14 protein-coding genes and 1 pseudogene are annotated in these 17,015 nt (G+C 69.7%); 8 read left to right on the plus strand and 7 right to left on the minus strand.

The features are described 5' to 3' along the window. Positions 1–38: 38 nt before the first annotated feature. Positions 39–1,103 carry a sugar ABC transporter substrate-binding protein gene (locus PV396_RS08600; RefSeq protein WP_319202055.1) on the minus strand — a complete coding sequence of 355 codons (1,065 nt, stop codon included), beginning with the start codon at positions 1,101–1,103 and terminating at the stop codon, positions 39–41. Between the two features lie 391 nt (positions 1,104–1,494). On the opposite strand from PV396_RS08600, the gene PV396_RS08605 reads away from it, so the two are divergent. Next, entirely contained in the window at positions 1,495–3,726 is a 2,232-nt protein-coding gene (locus PV396_RS08605; protein ID WP_319202057.1) for an alpha-L-fucosidase, read from the plus strand. Between the two features lie 342 nt (positions 3,727–4,068). Continuing rightward, on the plus strand, positions 4,069–4,953 hold the full coding sequence (locus PV396_RS08610; RefSeq protein WP_319202059.1) for a hypothetical protein: 885 nt from the start codon (positions 4,069–4,071) through the stop codon (positions 4,951–4,953). Between the two features lie 8 nt (positions 4,954–4,961). On the opposite strand, the gene PV396_RS08615 is transcribed toward PV396_RS08610, so the two are convergent. Continuing rightward, positions 4,962–5,837: a helix-turn-helix transcriptional regulator gene (locus PV396_RS08615; protein ID WP_319202061.1), complete on the minus strand. Its 876-nt coding sequence runs from the start codon at positions 5,835–5,837 to the stop codon at positions 4,962–4,964. A 183-nt stretch (positions 5,838–6,020) separates the two neighbouring features. Between PV396_RS08615 and PV396_RS08620 the strand changes: the two genes are divergently transcribed. The 5 genes from PV396_RS08620 to PV396_RS08640 all read left to right on the plus strand — a co-directional run bounded on the left by PV396_RS08620 (position 6,021) and on the right by PV396_RS08640 (position 9,351). Continuing rightward, on the plus strand, positions 6,021–6,344 hold the full coding sequence (locus tag PV396_RS08620) for a short-chain dehydrogenase/reductase SDR (protein WP_319202063.1): 324 nt from the start codon (positions 6,021–6,023) through the stop codon (positions 6,342–6,344). Positions 6,345–6,481: 137 nt separating this feature from the next. After that, positions 6,482–7,531 (plus strand): NAD(P)-dependent oxidoreductase, encoded by a 1,050-nt coding sequence (locus PV396_RS08625; RefSeq protein ID WP_319202065.1) that lies wholly within the window; start codon positions 6,482–6,484, stop codon positions 7,529–7,531. 153 nt (positions 7,532–7,684) lie between these two features. Further along, a complete protein-coding gene (locus PV396_RS08630) occupies positions 7,685–8,365 on the plus strand; it encodes an HAD-IA family hydrolase (protein ID WP_319202067.1) in 681 nt (226 codons plus the stop codon). A 55-nt stretch (positions 8,366–8,420) separates the two neighbouring features. Continuing rightward, complete coding sequence (locus tag PV396_RS08635; RefSeq protein WP_319202069.1) at positions 8,421–8,651, plus strand: hypothetical protein; 231 nt, start codon at positions 8,421–8,423, stop codon at positions 8,649–8,651. A gap of 124 nt (positions 8,652–8,775) precedes the next feature. Beyond that, positions 8,776–9,351 carry a hypothetical protein gene (locus PV396_RS08640; protein WP_319202327.1) on the plus strand — a complete coding sequence of 192 codons (576 nt, stop codon included), beginning with the start codon at positions 8,776–8,778 and terminating at the stop codon, positions 9,349–9,351. Between the two features lie 108 nt (positions 9,352–9,459). Here PV396_RS08640 and PV396_RS08645 read toward each other — a convergent pair whose 3' ends face one another. The 3 genes and pseudogenes from PV396_RS08645 to PV396_RS08655 all read right to left on the minus strand — a co-directional run bounded on the left by PV396_RS08645 (position 9,460) and on the right by PV396_RS08655 (position 13,018). After that, positions 9,460–10,959, minus strand: coding sequence for a WD40/YVTN/BNR-like repeat-containing protein (locus PV396_RS08645; RefSeq protein ID WP_319202071.1), 1,500 nt, complete (start codon positions 10,957–10,959; stop codon positions 9,460–9,462). A gap of 16 nt (positions 10,960–10,975) precedes the next feature. Next, a pseudogene (locus PV396_RS08650) lies at positions 10,976–11,464 on the minus strand (aldo/keto reductase); the annotation flags it as partial. Between the two features lie 96 nt (positions 11,465–11,560). After that, positions 11,561–13,018 carry an aldehyde dehydrogenase family protein gene (locus PV396_RS08655; protein ID WP_319202073.1) on the minus strand — a complete coding sequence of 486 codons (1,458 nt, stop codon included), beginning with the start codon at positions 13,016–13,018 and terminating at the stop codon, positions 11,561–11,563. Positions 13,019–13,316: 298 nt separating this feature from the next. On the opposite strand from PV396_RS08655, the gene PV396_RS08660 reads away from it, so the two are divergent. Further along, positions 13,317–14,279, plus strand: a complete 963-nt coding sequence (locus tag PV396_RS08660) for a superoxide dismutase (protein WP_319202075.1) — start codon at positions 13,317–13,319, stop codon at positions 14,277–14,279. A gap of 98 nt (positions 14,280–14,377) precedes the next feature. On the opposite strand, the gene PV396_RS08665 is transcribed toward PV396_RS08660, so the two are convergent. Next, the gene (locus PV396_RS08665; protein ID WP_319202077.1) at positions 14,378–15,862 is read right to left on the minus strand and encodes an aldehyde dehydrogenase family protein; all 1,485 of its coding nucleotides are present in this window, start codon (positions 15,860–15,862) and stop codon (positions 14,378–14,380) included. 66 nt (positions 15,863–15,928) lie between these two features. Beyond that, positions 15,929–16,921: an SDR family NAD(P)-dependent oxidoreductase gene (locus tag PV396_RS08670; protein ID WP_319202079.1), complete on the minus strand. Its 993-nt coding sequence runs from the start codon at positions 16,919–16,921 to the stop codon at positions 15,929–15,931. Between the last annotated feature and the right edge of the window lie 94 nt (positions 16,922–17,015).

Below are 17,015 nucleotides of genomic sequence, written 5' to 3' on the forward strand. Positions count from 1 at the left end.
CGCCTTGTGTTCGTTGGTCCAAGAGTCCTGGCGGTCCGTCAGCCGAGGTTGTTGCCCCAGAGGGACTTGTCGTCGCTCTTGATGCTGGGGACACCGCCGTAGGTGCCGCCATCGGCGGTGACGAGCGGGGCGGAGAGCTGGTCCTCCAGGAGGCCTTCACGGACCTGGATGATGTTGCTGTCGTGGTCCGTCTTGCCGGGCTCGAACGTCTTCCCGTCGATCGCGGCCTTCAGGTAGTACAGGGCGTACTTGGCGTACAGGTCGGCCGGCTGCGAGACGGTGGCGTCGATCTTTCCCTCGGCGATGGACTTGAGCTCCTCGGGGATACCGTCGTTGGAGACCACGAACACGTGCTTCTTGTCCGACGGGTCGACCAGCAGACCCTTCTGCTTGAGGACCTGGAGGGTGCCGGCCAGCGCGAAACTGGACTGCATGTAGACGCCCTTGATGTCCGGGTTCGCGGTCAGGTCGGTCTGCAGCTTCTGTGCCGCGACAGCGCCGTCCCAGTTGGTGGCCTCGCCGAACACCTTGATGCCGGGGAAGCTCTTCTTCATGCAGTCGTTGAACGCCTCTGTGCGGTCACGGCCGTTGATGGAGTCCAGGCCGCCCTGGAGCATGACGACCTTGCCCTTGCCGCCGAGCTTGGCGCCCAGGTACTGGCACGCCTTCTCGCCGTACGCCCGGTTGTCGGCGCGTACCACCATGAAGACCTTGCCGCTGTCGGGGCGGGTGTCGACGGTGACGACCGGGATCTTCTTCGCCTCCAGCTGCGCCAGCGTCGGCGCGATGGCGGCGGTGTCCTGCGGGGCCATCGCCAGGCCCTTGACGCCCTGGCTGATGAACGTCTGCGCGTTGGCGGTCAGCTTGGCGACGTCGTTCTGCGAGTTGGTGGTCTTCAGGGAGAGGCCGAGCTGCTTGGCGTACTCCGGCGTGTACTTGATGTACGAGTTCCAGAAGTCGGTGTCGGAACGCGGGTAGTCGACACCGACCAGCGGGGTGCCGTCGCTCGACGCGCTGCTGCTGCCGGAGCCGCCGCAGGCGGTGAGCAGAGCCAGTGCGGACAGGACGGAGGCGGCGGAACAGAGGGTGGTTCTGACCTTCATCGGTACTTCCTCACGCTGGTCCCGTAGCGGGAGATGTTTCGCATGGGCGACAACCGCATGTCATCGCTCCGGAGAGATGGGATGTATGTATAGGCCGATGATCGAGGGTCTGTCTAGTCCTTCGGTCGTTTTGCCGTGAAATCCCTGTTTGTGGGGTTGGTCGACGGCCGAAAGTGCGAGGTGAAGGTCAGAGTCATCCCATTAATCAATCGGGTAGACATGCCATGTCTTGAGGGTGCTCAAGTGTGAAAAAATATGACACAAGCGGCGAAATGCCTGGTCAAGTGATGCTTTTCATCCCTGCACAGCCGTTGACATCTCCGGGACGCATGGGTGACCTTCGTCCGTAACACGCCCTCTCCCTCGTCCCCTCCGCATCAGGGATGTCCCCATGTCGAGTTCGATCAACAGGCGCCAGCTCCTCGCGAGCGCCACCTTCGTGGCCGCGGCGACGGTCGCCGGCGGCCTGTTCGGCGCCGGTGGCGCGCAGGCGGCGCCCAGCACGTACACACCCGACTGGAACTCGGTCGACCAGCACCCGCCGGCTCCGGAGTGGTTCCAGGACGCCAAGTTCGGCATCTACTTCCACTGGGGTGTCTTCAGCGTTCCCGCGTACGACAACGAGTGGTACCCGCGCAACATGTACGCGAGCGGCAGCAACGCCAACAAGCACCACATCGCGACCTACGGCCAGCCCTCCGCCTGGCCGTACCACAACTTCATCAACGGCGCGAAGGACCTGGCAGGCAACACCGTCCAGTTCGCCCCGAAGCTGAAGTCGGCGGGCGGCAACTTCGACCCCGACGAATGGGTGCAGCTGTTCGTCGACGCCGGCGCGAAGTACGCCGGGCCGGTCGCCGAGCACCACGACGGCTTCTCCATGTGGGACAGCCAGGTCAACGAGTGGAACTCGGTCGCCAAGGGGCCGAAGCTGGACCTGCTGAACCTGTTCACCACGGCCATCCGCGCCAAGGGTCTCAAGCTGCTGGTCGCCATGCACCACGCGTACAACTACAACGGCTTCTACGAGTTCGCGCCCGCGCAGACCGACCCCAGCCTGAAGAAGCTCTACGGGCAGCTCGGCGCGGCGGCAGAGAACCAGCTCTGGTACGACAAGCTGAAGGAGGTCATCGACCGGGCCAAGCCCGACATCCTCTGGCAGGACTTCAAGCTGGACGCCGTCGACGAGACCCAGCGGCTGAACTTCCTGTCGTACTACTACAACCAGGCCAACAGCTGGGGCCGCGAGGTCGTCGCCACGTACAAGGACGGCATGAACGGCAAGGGCGAGGTCTTCGACTACGAGCGGGGCGGGCCGGGCGATCTCACGACGCCGTACTGGCTGACCGACGACAGCATCTCCAACTCCAGCTGGTGCTACACGCAGGGCATCGGCTACTACAGCGCCAAGCAGATGCTGCACTCCTTCCTCGACCGGGTCAGCAAGAACGGCAACGTGCTGCTGAACATCGCGCCGATGGCCGACGGCACCATCCCCCAGGCGCAGAAGGACATCCTGCTCGGCATGGGCGACTACCTGAAGCGCTTCGGCGAGTCGGTGTACTCGACCCGCGCCTGGAGCGTGTACGGCGAAGGCCCGACCAAGATGGGCGGCGGCTCCTTCACCAACCCGACGGCCGGGACGGCACAGGACATCCGCTTCACCCGCAACAAGGCGAACAACGTCCTGTACGCCACCGTCCTGGGCTGGCCCGGCAGTTCAGTGACGATCAAGACGCTCGCCTCGGGCCAGATCAACCTCTCGTCGCTGACGTCGGTCAAACTGCTCGACTCGACGGCGGGCAACTACATCAACCTGGCGACGCCCGCACAGACCTCCTCCGGGCTGACGGTGACGCTGCCCTCCGCGGCGCCGTACACCGCCAACGCCTACGTCCTCAAGCTCACCTTCTCCGGCCAGATCCCCAGCCTCCGGCCGCAGACCGGCGCCGTCACCTTCACGGACGTCAACTACTCCGGTACCGGAGCCGTGCTCGCCGTCGGCGATTACACCGCGGCTCAGCTTCAGCAGTCCGGCCTGGGGTCGCTCAGCATCTCCTCGCTCTGGCTGGCCCCCGGCTACCGGCTCGTCGGCTACTCCGGCGACAACTTCACCGGCACCTCGTGGACCTTCACCGCCGACAATCCTGACCTCAGGGTCACCGGCAACAACGACCAGATCGCCTCACTGAGGGTCCAGTTCAACCCCGCGACCTACTTCCGGGTCTCCAACGTCACCAACGGCCTCGCGCTGGACAGCGGTGGCAACGTCGCCTCCGGATCCAACCTCAAGCAGTGGACGTGGGACGGCAGTTCCAACCTGCAGTGGCAGGCGGTGGACGTCGGCAACGGCTACTACCGACTCGTCAACCGCACCAACGGCATGGTGGCCGACGGCTGGGGCGCCACGTCCGACGGTTCCCCCGCCCGGCAGGCGGCCTGGAACGGCGGCAGCAACCAGCAGTGGACGATCACCCACCGGGGCGCCGGCCGCTACTCGATCACCAACCGCACCACCGGCCTGGCCCTCGACGGGGGCGGCAACGTGTCCTCGGGTTCCGTGGCCAAGCAGTGGACGTTCGACACCAGCACCAACCTGCTGTGGACCTTCACGGCCCAGTAGTCGACACGCGAGGCGACGAGCGGTAGGCGGAGCCGGTCCCGGACACCCGGGACCGGCTCCTGCGCTTTACGTAGAACGAGTGAATGAGGCGGTTGTTCAGTTCGGGGCGGGTGGCCGGTCTTCTACGGTCTGCGAATGGATCCGAGGGCTGCAGGAAAGGTCCCGCGGGCGGGGACCGGCGGGAAGGCGCACCCGATGTCGGGGTTGGGGAGGGCACCGGCAGTGCACACGGTCCGGGCGTGTCTCCGCCATCGGGCCGGCGCGTGGACCTGGGGCGCGGTGGGAGTCGTTTGCCTCGTGGCAACAGCGGTCACTCTCAGCGGGCCAGGGATTGCCGGGAGAGTGGCCGCGCGGCTGTTGGCCCACGGGCCGTCCATCGGCTGCTGGGTACTGGCGGCCTCCGTCGTGCTCCGTGCGTGGGGTACGAGCGGACGGGTGCGGACGCGGCTGCTGCTGATGGGGGGCTCGGCGGTGGCCGGGGGCGTGTACCGGGGGGCGGTCAGCGTGCTGTCGGCCCAGCCTCCGGGCGCGGAACGGGACGAGCCCGCACTGCTCGGCTCGATGGTCATCACCGGCGTGACGCTGGCGGTGGGCCTGGGGATGGCCGGTCTGGTGGTCGCGGCCGACGCCGGCAAGGGCCGGCACGTGCTGCTGCGGCGCGTGCTCGACGGCATCGTCACTGCCGGGGCCGTGTTCATGACGGGATGGGTGCTGCTGCAGGGAGCCGGTGACGGTTGGCGGCTCGGCGCGGGACTGGTCGGTGTCCTGTGGGCCGCGGAACTCGTGTTCCTCAGTTTCCTGTTCGCCCTGCGCCGTCTCGTGCACAGCGACCAGAGAGTCACCGTGTGGGTGGGGATCGTCGGGCTGTTCCTCATGCTGGCCGGCGACACCCTGCGACTGTGGACGGTCGGCCCCCACAGCCCCGACACGATGTCCCGTCAGCTGGCCGACGCCTGCGACACGGCGGGCCTGCTGGTGGTCGCCATCGGCCCCTGGGTGCCCGGCGGGGCGAGCGTCCTGGGCACTGCCCGGCCGACGCTGCGGTGGGGGATGGAGGGTGCGGCGGCGTTCGTCCCCCTCACCGTCTGCACGGTCACGGCCCTCGGATACGTGCTGGCCCCTCCCAGCGGTGTCCTGGTGCCGCTGTTGTTCGGCGGGACGGCGCTGCTGAGCCTCTGGGCACGCCAGACACTGCTGCCGAGCGAGCACGTCAGGAACGACGACTGACCCGATCCTCACGGTGCCGAGAACAGACCGGGCCCCGAGGAGGAGCCGTCGGCGCGGACGCCGCCCGTGACCCGCAGGAACTCCAGCTTCTCCGCGTCGGCGGAACCCGCGGCCACCGTGTAGACGACGAGGCGGATGTCGCAGCCCGGGACGGTGAGCACGTCGCAGTCGCAGATCACCTCACCCACCTGGGGGTGTACGACGGTCTTGCGGGCCGAGACATGCGCACCGACCCCGCCCTCGTCCCACAGCCGGGCGAACTCCGCACTCGTGGAGCGCAGTTCCGCCACCAGGTCGCTCAGCTGACGGTCACGCGGGTAGTCGACGAGAGCTGCGCGCAGATCGGCGACGAGGGCCGGGTTGAGGGCGTCGCCCTGGGGCAGCACGGGCCAGGCCGTGAACCCGCCGGACCCCGCGGCGAAGACCGCCCGCACCAGGTTCCGTTCGGCAGGTGTCAGGCCACTGGGGTCGCCCAGCAGCACCGTCCATGCCGGCGTCCAGGACAGCAGGGTCCAGTCGGCGCTGAACACACCCACCGGGAACTCCCCGAGGCGCGCCAGCATCCGCTGGACCCCGGGCGGCACATGGGTGGAGATCGTCCCCTCCTGGGGCGGGAGGAGGCCGGCCAGCCGGTAGGCGTGGTCGCGCTCCACGGGCTCCAGCTGCAGTGCCCTGGCCAGGCTCGCGACGACCTGCGCGGAAGGGTTCGTGGCCCGCCCCTGCTCCAGCCGCACCACATAGTCGACCGACAGCCCCGCGAGCTCCGCCAGTTCCTCGCGTCGCAGCCCCACCGCACGTCGTCCGGGCCGCGAAGACCGTCCCACGTCGAGGGGAGAAAGCCGGTCGCGCCAGCGGCGCAACGCCGTACCCAGGGTCTCGTCCACTCGGCCATTGTGTCCGCCGGACAGCCGTTGTGCCTGGTACTGGCAGTCCTACCGCCGCGGGAGCACTGGTTGCGGCTGCTGACCACGCACCACGCGAAGGTATGGCCGGACGTGAGGGTGAGGGGTACTGCCGGCCCCCCGGTAGAGCCGTGCCTTTTATGGCGGCCTGCGCGGCGGGGGCCGGTGGTTGCATGGAAAGCGGGTCACCTCCGCGTACGCCGCCTCCGGGACGCCTCCACCACCTGGCCCAAGCCGACCATCGACGACTACGCCGAGCGCACCACCACCACGGTCGAGGCCTGGAAGAGCATCAACGGGCAGCAGCCCGGCGACCCCGCCAAGCTCGCCCAGGCCCTGCTGACCCTCGCCGGCCAGGACCAGCCGCCGCTGCGCTTCGTCGCCGTCGCCGGCGCCATCGAGGGCGTCTCGGCCAAGGCCCGCGAACTCCTCGCCCAGGCCGAAGCCTCCCGCGGACTCGGCGGCAACCTCGGCCACGCCGACGCCTGACGCGCTGCGGATCCGGGCGGGCCCAACCGTCCGGGACTCCTACCATGGCGTACCGGCGCACCGGTGTACGAAAGGCACCGGAGCCCGTCTCCCGTACGCGCGCCCGGCCCCTGCCTCCGCCCACAGAAAGCCGGCTGATGACACCTCCCAGGGAACTCGTCGTCCTGCACCCCGCGCCTCAGTCGACCGGGCGGATCTTCAGCCCGAAGACCATGGCCCGGCTGTGCGAGGAGTTCGAGGTCCTCGACCTCGAGGACCACCCCGACGCCGAACGGCAGCTTGATCTGGCGCTCCCCCGGGCCTTCGCCGTGGTCGGCCAGCCCGACCTCCCCGCCGGACGCATCGAGCGTGCCGTGCGGCTGCGTGCCCTGTGCAACGTCGAGGGCAACTTCTTCCCCAACGTCGACTACGCGGCCTGCGCGGACCGGGGTGTCCGCGTACTGGGATGCGGACCCGCGTACGCGCAGGCCGTGGCCGAGTACTCCCTCGGTCTCGCGCTCGATCTGGCCCGGGGCATCACCCGGGAGGACCGCGCCTTCCGGGCCGGTACCGAGGGGTACACCTTCGCGGCCAACGCCGACTCCATCCTGCTGCGTGGCGCCGAGATCGGTCTCATCGGCTTCGGCAACCTCGGCCGCGCGCTGCACGAACTGCTCGTGCCGTTCCGGGCCACCGTCCGGGTCTACGACCCGTGGCTGCCGGACAGTCACCTGGCGGAGGCCGGCGTGCTCCCGGCCTCGCTCGACGAGGTACTGGAGGGCAGCCAGGTCCTTTTCGTCCTGGCCACCATCACCGAGGAGAGCGAGCAACTGCTCAGTGGGGCACGGCTGCGTCGGCTGCGCCCCGGCGCTCGTCTGGTCCTGGTCAGCCGGGCCGCGGTCGCCGACTTCGGTGCCCTGGTCGAACTCGTCAGCGCGGGCCGCTTCCTCGCGGCCCTGGACGTGTGGCCCGAGGAGCCGGTACCTGCCGATCACCCCGCCCGTGCGGTGGAGGGGCTGGTCCTGTCCGCGCACCGGGCCGGCGGCATCCCCTCGGCCTTCGAGAAGATCGGGGAGATGGTCCTCGACGACCTGTTGCAGATCCGGGCGGGACTGCCGCCGGTGCGCATGCAGGTGGCGGCCCGGGAGCTCGTCCACCGCTACCGCAGCCGTCCGGTCACCACCGAAGCGGGCACAAGGAGAACATGAGGCCTACAGGTCGCCGGTGCCGGCTCCATGGCCGGGGTGCGTTCCAGCGCCGCCCGCGCCGCCGGGCAGCACCGCGTGACCGACGTCGTGTCGGAGCCGACCCGACCTCCTGTTCGTCCGTCTCGCCATGAACCGCACTCACCAAGGATGGCCATGTCTCTCGCCCTTCCCGCCCGCGGCCTGCTCTTCGACTCCGACGGGGTCCTGGTCGACTCCGACGCGAGCGTCCTCGCCTCCTGGAGCCGTTGGGCCCGGGCCTACAGCCTCGATCCCGACGAAGTGGCCGCGACCGTCCACGGCCGCCGATCAGCCGACACCGTGCGGCTGTTGATCCCGTCGGACCTGCGCGCCGAGGCGCTGACCGCCATCGACGCCTTCGAACTCGAGGACGCCGCCCAGGTCACGGCGATCCCCGGAGCCGCCGAACTCCTCACCTCACTGCCGCACGGCAGCTGGACGGTGGTCACCTCGGCAACCCGGGCGCTGGCCGTCGCGCGCCTCGAAGCCGCGGGGCTGCCGGTGCCGTCCGTACTGGTCACAGCCGACGACGTCACCGACGGCAAGCCGCATCCCGAGGGGTATCTCTCCGCGGCCGCGGCGCTCGGCATCCCGATCGAGCACACCGTCGTCCTGGAGGACAGCACATCCGGCGTCGAGGCCGCCCGCCGGGCCGGTACGGGAGCCGTCGTCGGCGTCAGCGAACGGGCGCTGCCGACGGACGCGGACGTCGTCGTCCCCGACCTGCGGTCGCTGCGCTGGTCGGGCGGGGGCCTGCTGGCAGCCGGGGACCGCCTGCGACCGGTCACGGCATCCGCCCCGGCGCACGGCCGCTGACCGCGGTCGGCCGCCCTGCGCCCCGTGCCCGGTCCACGGGACCTCGCGCACGATCATGACGGCTTCTTCGTGGTTGTCCGCGCGCTTCTCCGAGTGCTTCCTGATCCCCGGCGGCTCGGACCTGATCGACCGCCCGACCTACGGAACCCGGATGCGCAGACACGCCGGCCAGTGCTTCGCGGGGGAGACCTGTGTGGAGTACCCCTTCGCGTTCACGCGGTTGTTCGCCCCGTTGCATCCCGAGAAGGCGCAGCACAGACCTCGACGCGGGGACATCGCGGGCTGACCCCGCAACGCCCTGTGCCCCTGTGCCGATCGACAAGATTCCCTGTTTGTCCGGTCTGCCGTACAACCTTCCGGTATTGCGGGCCGTCCAACTTTCGTCGGAGTCACGTACCAAGGGGGACATGATGCGAGGAATCAGAGCAGCAGGGACGGCGCTCGTGCTCGCGGGCGCCATGCTGGGGACGGCTGCGGGCACCGCGGGCGCGGCTCCGGCGGAGAGCCCGCGCGCGGCGGCGGCCTGCCCGACGGGCTGGGGCAGTGGCGCCAAGACCGGCGGTGACGTCATGGGGGCCGACCACCTGACGGACGTCAGGACCGGACGGCACGAGTGCTACGACCGCATGGTGTTCGACGTACCCGGCGGTGGTCAGGTCGGCTACCACGTCCAGTACGTGGACCGGTTCTATGCGGACCCCTCGAACCAGTACATTCCGGTGACTGGTGGGGCGATCCTCGATATCGCGGTGGGTGCGTGGAGCTACGACCTGGAGGCCGGTGTGCCGACCTACCCGGGCAAGGTGGGCAAGCCCCTGCCCGGCGTGAACGTCAGCGGGTACAGCACCTTCCGGGACGCCAAGTTCGGCGGCACCTTCGAGGGCCAGACGCAGGTCGGTCTCGGCGTCCGCGCCCGACTGCCGTTCCGCGTCCTCCAGTTGGACGACCGGGTCGTCGTCGACGTGGCGCACAGCTGGACGAGCTAGCCCAGAGCCAGCCCTTGTGCGGGCTCGCCCCGCAGACCCCACCGCCCACCTCCGGTGTGCCTGGGTGACGCGGGCGGCGGCTGATCCGGCAGCCGCCGCCCGCGTCACTCAGCTCACCACGATCGCTGTCTTCCCGTACCCGCCGTGTTCCGTCGCCACGCAGTGCCCGCGGCTCGCGCACGACACGTTGAACAGGTTCATGTCGTCGCTCGACGGGAAGCCGGAGACCGTGGTGCGCGACCAGTGGGCGCCGCTGTCGCGGGTGGCGGTGACGGTCTGGGCGTCGCCGCCCAGGACGCAGTACGTGCTGGAGGCGACGCAATCAGTGTCCCATGCGATCTGTGTGAGCCCGCCGCCGTCGACCGTGCGCCAGGTCCTGCCGAAGTCGGTACTGCGCGCGGCCTTGCCCTGAGGGCCGATGCCCGCCGCGTAGCACAGGGAGCGACTGGCGCACGACACGCCGGTGATGCCGTGCCAGGTGTTCGGGAGGCTGCCGGTGGTCGTGGACGCCCAGCCGTCGGTGGTGGACACGGCGACCGGTGGCGGCTGCCGGCCGATCTCCACGTTGGGTCCCACGGCCACGCACGCCGAGGCCGTTACGCACGCCATCGCGGCGAGCGAACCCCTGTTGAGTGTCAGATAGCTCCAGGTGCGTCCGTGGTTGTGCGACGCGTAGACGAGCGTTCCGGAGTAGCGGGTCATCGTGGCGAGCGCGAAGCAGGTGCCGGTGGGAACGCATGTGACCCAGTAGACCGATCCCAGTGAGGAGTAGGGCAGTGGCAGCGCGACCTGCGACCACGTCGCTCCACCGTCCGCCGTGACCGAGACCTTGCTTCCCCAGCCACCCGCGACGCAGTGTGTGCCGTCGGTGCAGGAGACGCTGAAGAACCTCTCCTGCGCGGTGATCGTTCTGCCGGTCCAGGTGTTGCCGCCGTCACCGGTGCGCAGGACGTAGCCGTGGCTGGAGTCGCCGCCGACGGCGACGCAGCGGGACTCGGTGGGGCAGTCCAGGCCGGAGATCCCGTATGTGGTGGACTGCCAGGTGACGTGCCAGCCCTGGCCGGTGCAGGTCCTGATACCGCCGAGGTCGAGTTCCACGGTGAAGGCCTGGAGCTTCCACTCCTTCACCCACGCGTTGAGGTAGGCGTAAAGGGTTCCCTGGAGGTACGGGGTGACACTCAGGCACAGCCGCGGTGGCCAGTCCGCGGACGCGTTGCCCTTGAGACCGCCGCCGATCGACATGCCGACGCCGATCACGTCCAGCAACCCGACCTGTACCTGGACACCCGCGTACGCCTTGGCCTCCAGCTCCGCGGAGACGGTCACCTTGGCAGGGTCGGAGGACTTGCCGTCGAGGCGGCGCAGCGAGCCGTCGGGGTTGGACTGGAAGCCGAGCATCCGGTAGCTGTGCTGCTGGAAGCCGACCGTGCCCTTGGCGCTGACGCCGAACGACGCGTCCGGTGCGATCGCGATCGTGGCGCCCGTGTTGCCGAGCAGGAACAACTTGCGGTGGGTGTTCTGCCAGACGGCGGGCAGTGAGCAGGTCGCCTCGGCGGAGGCGGACAGGCTGAGGGAGAGGGTCGGCTCATAGCTGAGCCAGACCGACACGTACGGCTTGCTGATCAGGCTGCCCGCGCGGACCTCGACATGCGACTGGACGTTGCTGGACCAGTACGTCGACGGCCTGCCAGATCTCCTCGAACGGGGTGTCCCGGTCGATGTGGTGGAGCTGGTAGACGTCGATGTAGTCGGTCCTCAGTCGCTTGAGCGACGCGTCCACGGCGCGCCGGATGTTCACCGCCGACAGCTTGTCGTGGTTGGGCCACGCCGCGCCGTCCGCGCCCATGTTGCCGTACACCTTGGTGGCGAGGACGACTCTGTCACGCCGCTCGCCGCCCTTCGCGAACCAGTTGCCGATGATGCTTTCGGTACGGCCCCTGTCCTCGCCCCGGCCGTAGACGTTCGCCGTGTCGAAGAAGTTGATGCCCGCATCAAGCGCCGCGTCCATGATCGCGTGGCTGTCGGCCTCGCCGGTCAGCGGACCGAAGTTCATGGTGCCGAGGACGAGCCGACTGACCTTGAGTCCCGTGCGTCCGAGCTGCGTGTACTTCATGGACTGCACGCTGGTCGCGTGGAGTGCGCTCTGGGCAAGGGCTCACCCCCATTGCTCCCTTGCCTTGAACCAGGCAAGGGAGCGGGGCGGTTCGGTTCAGGCCAGGGATATGACGACCGACTTGGTCTTCGTGTACTCCTGGAGTGCCTCCGGGCCGGATTCGCGTCCGTAGCCGGACTGCTTGACGCCCCCGAAGGGCATGGAGGGATCGAGCATGGCCCAGTCGTTGACCCAGACGATGCCGGCCTGCAGGCGCGCGGCGACACGGTGGGCGCGGGCCAGGTCGGACGTGTGCAGGCCGCCGGCCAGTCCGTACGCCGTGCTGTTCGCCAGCGCCACCGCCTCGTCCTCCGTGTCGAAGGCCTGGACGGTCAGGACGGGGCCGAAGACCTCCTCCTGGACGGTGCGGGCGTCGTTGTCCAGGCCGGTGACTACGGTGGGCTCGTAGTAGTAGCCGCCGCCGAGTTCCCTTCGTTCGCCCCCGACGACCACCTGTCCGCCGTCCTTTCTGGCGAGTTCCACGTATCTCTCGACGTTCTCCAGGTGCCGTTCGCCGGCCATCGGGCCGACCACGGTGGCCGGGTCGAACGGGTCGCCGACGGGTACCCCGGGCACAGCCTGCATGAGGATGCCGACGACCGTGTCGTGCAGCGAGCGGTGGACGAGCAGCCGAGGGGCGCCCATGCAGAACTGGCCGGTGTTGTAGACGAATCCCTTGATGACCGCGCCGACCGCCTTCTCCACGTCGGCGTCCTCGAAGACGATCTGGGCGGCGTTGCCGCCGAGTTCCATGGTCACAGGCTTGAGCTGTTCGGCCGCCGTGCCCGCCACGACGCGTCCGACTCTGGTCGAGCCCGTGAAGGCGATCTTGTCCACGGAGTGGTGGCGTACCAGGGCCCCGCCCAGGGCGCCGCCACCGGTGACCACGTTCACCACACCGGCGGGCACCCCGGCAGCGGTGAGGATGTCCGCCATCAGCAGCGCGCTGAGCGGAGTGTCCTCGGCCGGCTTGTGCACGACCGTGTTCCCGGCCGCGAGCGCCGGGGCCAGCTTGGAGGAACTCAGGATCAACGGGAAGTTGAACGGGGTGACCAGCCCGCACACCCCGAGGGGGTCCCGCCGGGTGTAGGCGTGGGCGGGGAGTGGGATCTGCCGGGTGGACCCGTCCAGGCTCTGTGCCAGCGCGGAGTAGTACTCGTAGGTCTCGGCCGCTGTCTCCACATCCACCGCCCGGCTCAGCGTGACGGGTTTGCCGACATCCAGGCTCTCGACGGCGGCGATCTCGTCGGCCCGCTCACGGATCAGGCCGGCCACCCGGTTCAGCACCCGGGCGCGCTCACGGGCCGGGGTCCCGGACCACGGCCCTTGGTCGAACGCCTCGCGGGCGGCGGCCACCGCGGCGTCGAGATCCGCCTCGTCGGCCTCCGCGACCGTGGTGACGACCTGGCCGGTGGAGGGGTCCACGACATCACGCCGCCCCCCGGCCTCCGCCTCCCGCCACGCTCCGGCGATGAACAGCCCGCCCGGTTCGATGTGCGGCCGCTGCGCGCCCATGATCCGCTCGCCTCCTCGGTGCGACCCGCGGCCGTCACCGTGCCGACGCCGGTCGCTCCAGTGCGACCGGCAGGTTTCCGGATGATGACGGCGCACAGGCCGCCGGAGAAAGAGGAAGGAGACGCACCGGCGGAAGTGGAGACAGATGACGTAGGGCGGGTCCGACATTCGGCCTTCGGGGGCCGGTCATTCAGGAGCGGCCGCTCTTCGAGAGTCGGGACATTCGTCGCTGGCCCAAAAATCTTGAAACTTAAATAATAAGTCCACTCCCCAGTTAGTCCGAGGAAGGACATGCTCCGTGGAACGCTCTTACGCACGCAGGCAGGTACTCGGCGCGAGCGCCGCTCTGGGCGCCGTCGCGCTGCTCGGCGGCACTGCCCAGGCAGCCGACCGTGACACGCGCATCCGGCCGACCCGGTTCGCGCTGCCGAACGGCTGGGAGCCGGAGGGGGTCACGATCGGCTTCGCGCCGTACGCCTACTTCGGCTCGATCGCGAACGGCGGGGTCTACCGGGTCGATCTGGCGACGGGCGAGGGCAAAGTGGTCCACACGGGGCTGGGCCGCCAGACGATCGGGCTGAAGCTGGACGCGTGGGGTCGGCTGTTCCTGGCGGGTGGCAGCAGCGGCGAACTCCGCGTCGTCGACGCCCGTACCGGCGAACTGCTCGCATCCCACGCGGTCGGCGGGACCGGCAGCTTCATCAACGATGTCGCGCTCACCGAGGACGCCGCCTGGTTCACCGAGTCGCTCGGCGCACGGCTCTACCGCCTGCCGCTCGGGCGGCACGGCCGTACCGGCGAGCCCGAGACCCTCGAACTCGGCGGTGACTGGGCGCAGTCCGGCTTCACCGCCAACGGCATCACCCGCACCCCCGACGGCAGCGCCCTGCTCGTCACCAACGCGGCCGTGGGCGGCGGTTCGCTGATGCGCGTCGATCCCCGTACCGGGGTCGCGCGGCAGGTCGACCTGGGTACGACGACCCTGCCCGGCGGCGACGGGCTGTTGCTCGTCGGCCGCACCCTCTACGTGGTCCAGCCGACGCCCAACCAGGTGGACGTGATCCGGCTGAACCGGTCGGGAACGCATGGCACCGCGATCCGTGTGATCAAGGACGACCGTTTCGACCTGCCCACCACGGCTGCCGTGTACCGGGATCGTCTGTACCTTCCCAACTCACGTTTCACCGCGCCGGTCCGGGACGCCGACACCCCGTACGACGCCGTCTCGGTGCCGCTCGTGCGACGGTCGACCGCCACCTGACGGTCGACCACCGGTTGGTCACCGCCGACTGTGAGCTGACCGTGCCCCGGCCGCCGAAGCGGTCCGGGGCACAGTCGGTGGCGGACAGGAAGGAGTGCTCAGCCGCGAGGCACTGTGACGGTGTGCGCCTCGGTGAAGCTGAGCAGGCCGTCCGGGCCCATCTCACGTCCGATGCCGCTCTGCCGCAAGCCGCCGAACGGGGCCCGGTCGTCGCACACGACCGCGTTGGCGTGGTTGATCCAGGTGGTGCCGGTGCGCAACCGCTCCGCGAGTGCGGAAGCCCGGGCGGGGTCGGCGCTCCACACCGATGAACACAGCCCCGACCAGTCGTTGTTGAGGTGATCCACCACGGGATCGAGGTCGTCGAACGGCAGGATGGGCAACGCCGGCCCGAACTGTTCGTCGGTGACGATCCGCAGACCGGGGTCGGGGTCGAGGACGAGCGACGGGCGCAGGAAGTGGCCACCGGAGGACGCGACACCCGCGTCCAGCGTGCCCAGTTCGCGGATCTCGGTGCCTGCGTCGGCCGCCTCGGCCAGCATGGCGACCACCTTCTCGCGCTGGCCCGCGCTGTTGAGCGGGCCCAGGGTGGAGGCGAAGTCGGAGCCCGGGCCCACACGGTGGGCGGCGAGGGCGGAGGTGAGCTTGTCGACGAGTTCGTCGTAGCGCGACCGGTGGACGTACACCCGTTTGACCGCCATGCACACCTGACCACTCGTAAGGAACGCGCCCTGCGTCAGGCGGCCGACGTGTTCTTCGTCCAGCGTGGCGTCGGCCAGGACGATCGCGGGGTCGTTGCCGCCGAGTTCCAGGGTGACCGAGGCGAGGCTCTGCGAGGCGGCGGCCATGATGTGCCTGCCGGCCGCGGTGCTGCCCGTGAACACTATTTTCCGCACCCGCGGATCCGTGAGCACCGGCTCCACGGCTTCGTTGCTGCCGGTGACGACATTGAGCACGCCGGCCGGAAGTCCCGCGGCGAAGAGCTCCAGGGTGCGCACCATCGCCAGCGGCACGGTGGGCGGGGGCTTGACCACTGCCGTGTTCCCGGCGAGCAGCGCGTAGGGCAGGCTCGCTCCGAGGATCGCGATCGGCCAGTTGAACGGCACGATGACGGTGACCACGCCCATGGACAGCCGGTGGATCCGCGAGTCCAGCGGCGGGCCGTCGAGGTGCCGCACCTTGTCCAGGGTGTCGACCAGTTCGATCGCCGCCCGCGTGCGCGCGACGAAGACCCCCATCTCCACCTGGCTCTCGAAGGAGATCTTGCCGTTCTCGCGGGTCATCAGGGCCGCCCGCTCGGCCGCACTGTCGTCGAGCAGGCCGAGCGCCTCCTCGAGGATCTCCGCCCGCCGCCGGGCGGGCGTGGCGGCCCAGCCGGGGAAGGCGGCGTCGGCGGCGGCGACCGCCGCGCGGGCCTGCTCCCGGGTCGCCGAGGCGGCGTACCCGACGATCCGGTCCGGGGCGGCGGGATCGTGTACGGCGGTGTGGCTGTCGGTCTCGACGGTCTTGCCGTCGATGAGCAGCCCGGTCCGCACTGCGGCGGTCTGCGGTTCCGCTGGTCTGGTACCAACCTCTTGGGACATGCGGCTCTCCTGGCGGTTGTATGGAGGCGCGGCCGACTGGCAAGCCGCGACCCCGGAGGGATCCGATCAGGCCGTCAGCCCGGCCACGGTCCGGTCGTGGCGCGAGCAGACGGGAGTTCGAGGCACTGCACCGTGCGGCGCACAGGTCGGATGCCGTCGATGGCATCGAGGTCGAGCAGGGCGGGCCTGAAGTCCTGCAACTGCTGCGCGTACGCGCCGGCGAACAGTTCGCTCACCGACTCGGCGCTCCAGCCGCCGGGGCGGAGCTGTTCGGACACCTCGCCGGGATGCGGTCCACAGGGCGATCCGGTCGCCTCCGGCGGCGATGACCTGCCCGGTGACATGGCCCGACTCCTTCGACGCCAGGTACACGATCACCGGGGCGACATCGTCCGGCGAGCCCAGCCCCTGGCGGCGGGCTCCCTCGGGAACCGGCTCGCCCGCGTCCACCTTCGCCCCGACGTCGCCGATGCGGGGCATGGTCGCGACCATTCGGGTCAGGGCGGTCGGTACGACGGCGTTGACGGTGACGTCGATCTTCCCGAGCTCGACAGCCCAGGTACGGGTCAGCGCGACGATCGCGCCCTTGGCGGCCGAATAGGCGGTCTGGCCGAAGGTGGCCCGCCGGCCCGCCGGCGAGCCCACGAGAATGAGCCGACCGCCGCCGCCCTGCTCACGGAAGCAGGCCGCCGCGGCGCGACCGCAGGTGAACGTGCCCCTCAGATGGCTGGTGACGACGACGTCGAAGTCCTCGTCGGTGACATTGCGCAGGGTCTTGTCCCGCAGCGCTCCGGCGTTGGTGATCATCACGTCGAGGTGGCCGAACTCGGTGACGGCACGCTCGACCAGAGCGTCGGCGAACTCGGAGCTGCCAACGGCGCCGACCTGGGCGACGGCCGCGCCCCCCGCCGTGGTGATCGCGTCGACGGTTTCGGCGGCCACGTCGGCGTCGAGGTCGTTGACGACGACAGCGGCATCCGCTGCCGCCAGAGCGCGGGCGTAGGCCCGCCCCAGGCCGCGCCCCGCACCCGTGACGATCGCGACTCGGCCGTCGAGCATCGTGTCCTCCTGAGCAGGGAGTCGGTATGGCGTTGCTGCGAGCGTAGGTACGCTCCCAGCCTCGAAGGATCTGCCCGATGACGGTTTCCGCGGA

Source organism: Streptomyces sp. ME02-8801-2C, from assembly GCF_033793965.1.
Taxonomy (GTDB): Bacteria; Actinomycetota; Actinomycetes; order Streptomycetales; family Streptomycetaceae; genus Streptomyces.

Excerpts from the sequence above, each read along its gene's own strand:
- PV396_RS08600 (WP_319202055.1), bottom strand. The coding sequence starts at position 1,103 with ATGAAGGTCAGAACCACCCTCTGTTCCGCCGCCTCCGTCCTGTCCGCA.
- PV396_RS08605 (WP_319202057.1), top strand. The coding sequence starts at position 1,495 with ATGTCGAGTTCGATCAACAGGCGCCAGCTCCTCGCGAGCGCCACCTTC.
- PV396_RS08625 (WP_319202065.1), top strand. The coding sequence starts at position 6,482 with ATGACACCTCCCAGGGAACTCGTCGTCCTGCACCCCGCGCCTCAGTCG.
- PV396_RS08630 (WP_319202067.1), top strand. The coding sequence starts at position 7,685 with ATGTCTCTCGCCCTTCCCGCCCGCGGCCTGCTCTTCGACTCCGACGGG.
- PV396_RS08635 (WP_319202069.1), top strand. The coding sequence starts at position 8,421 with ATGACGGCTTCTTCGTGGTTGTCCGCGCGCTTCTCCGAGTGCTTCCTG.
- PV396_RS08640 (WP_319202327.1), top strand. The coding sequence starts at position 8,776 with ATGCGAGGAATCAGAGCAGCAGGGACGGCGCTCGTGCTCGCGGGCGCC.
- PV396_RS08655 (WP_319202073.1), bottom strand. The coding sequence starts at position 13,018 with ATGGGCGCGCAGCGGCCGCACATCGAACCGGGCGGGCTGTTCATCGCC.
- PV396_RS08665 (WP_319202077.1), bottom strand. The coding sequence starts at position 15,862 with ATGTCCCAAGAGGTTGGTACCAGACCAGCGGAACCGCAGACCGCCGCA.
- PV396_RS08670 (WP_319202079.1), bottom strand. The coding sequence starts at position 16,921 with ATGCTCGACGGCCGAGTCGCGATCGTCACGGGTGCGGGGCGCGGCCTG.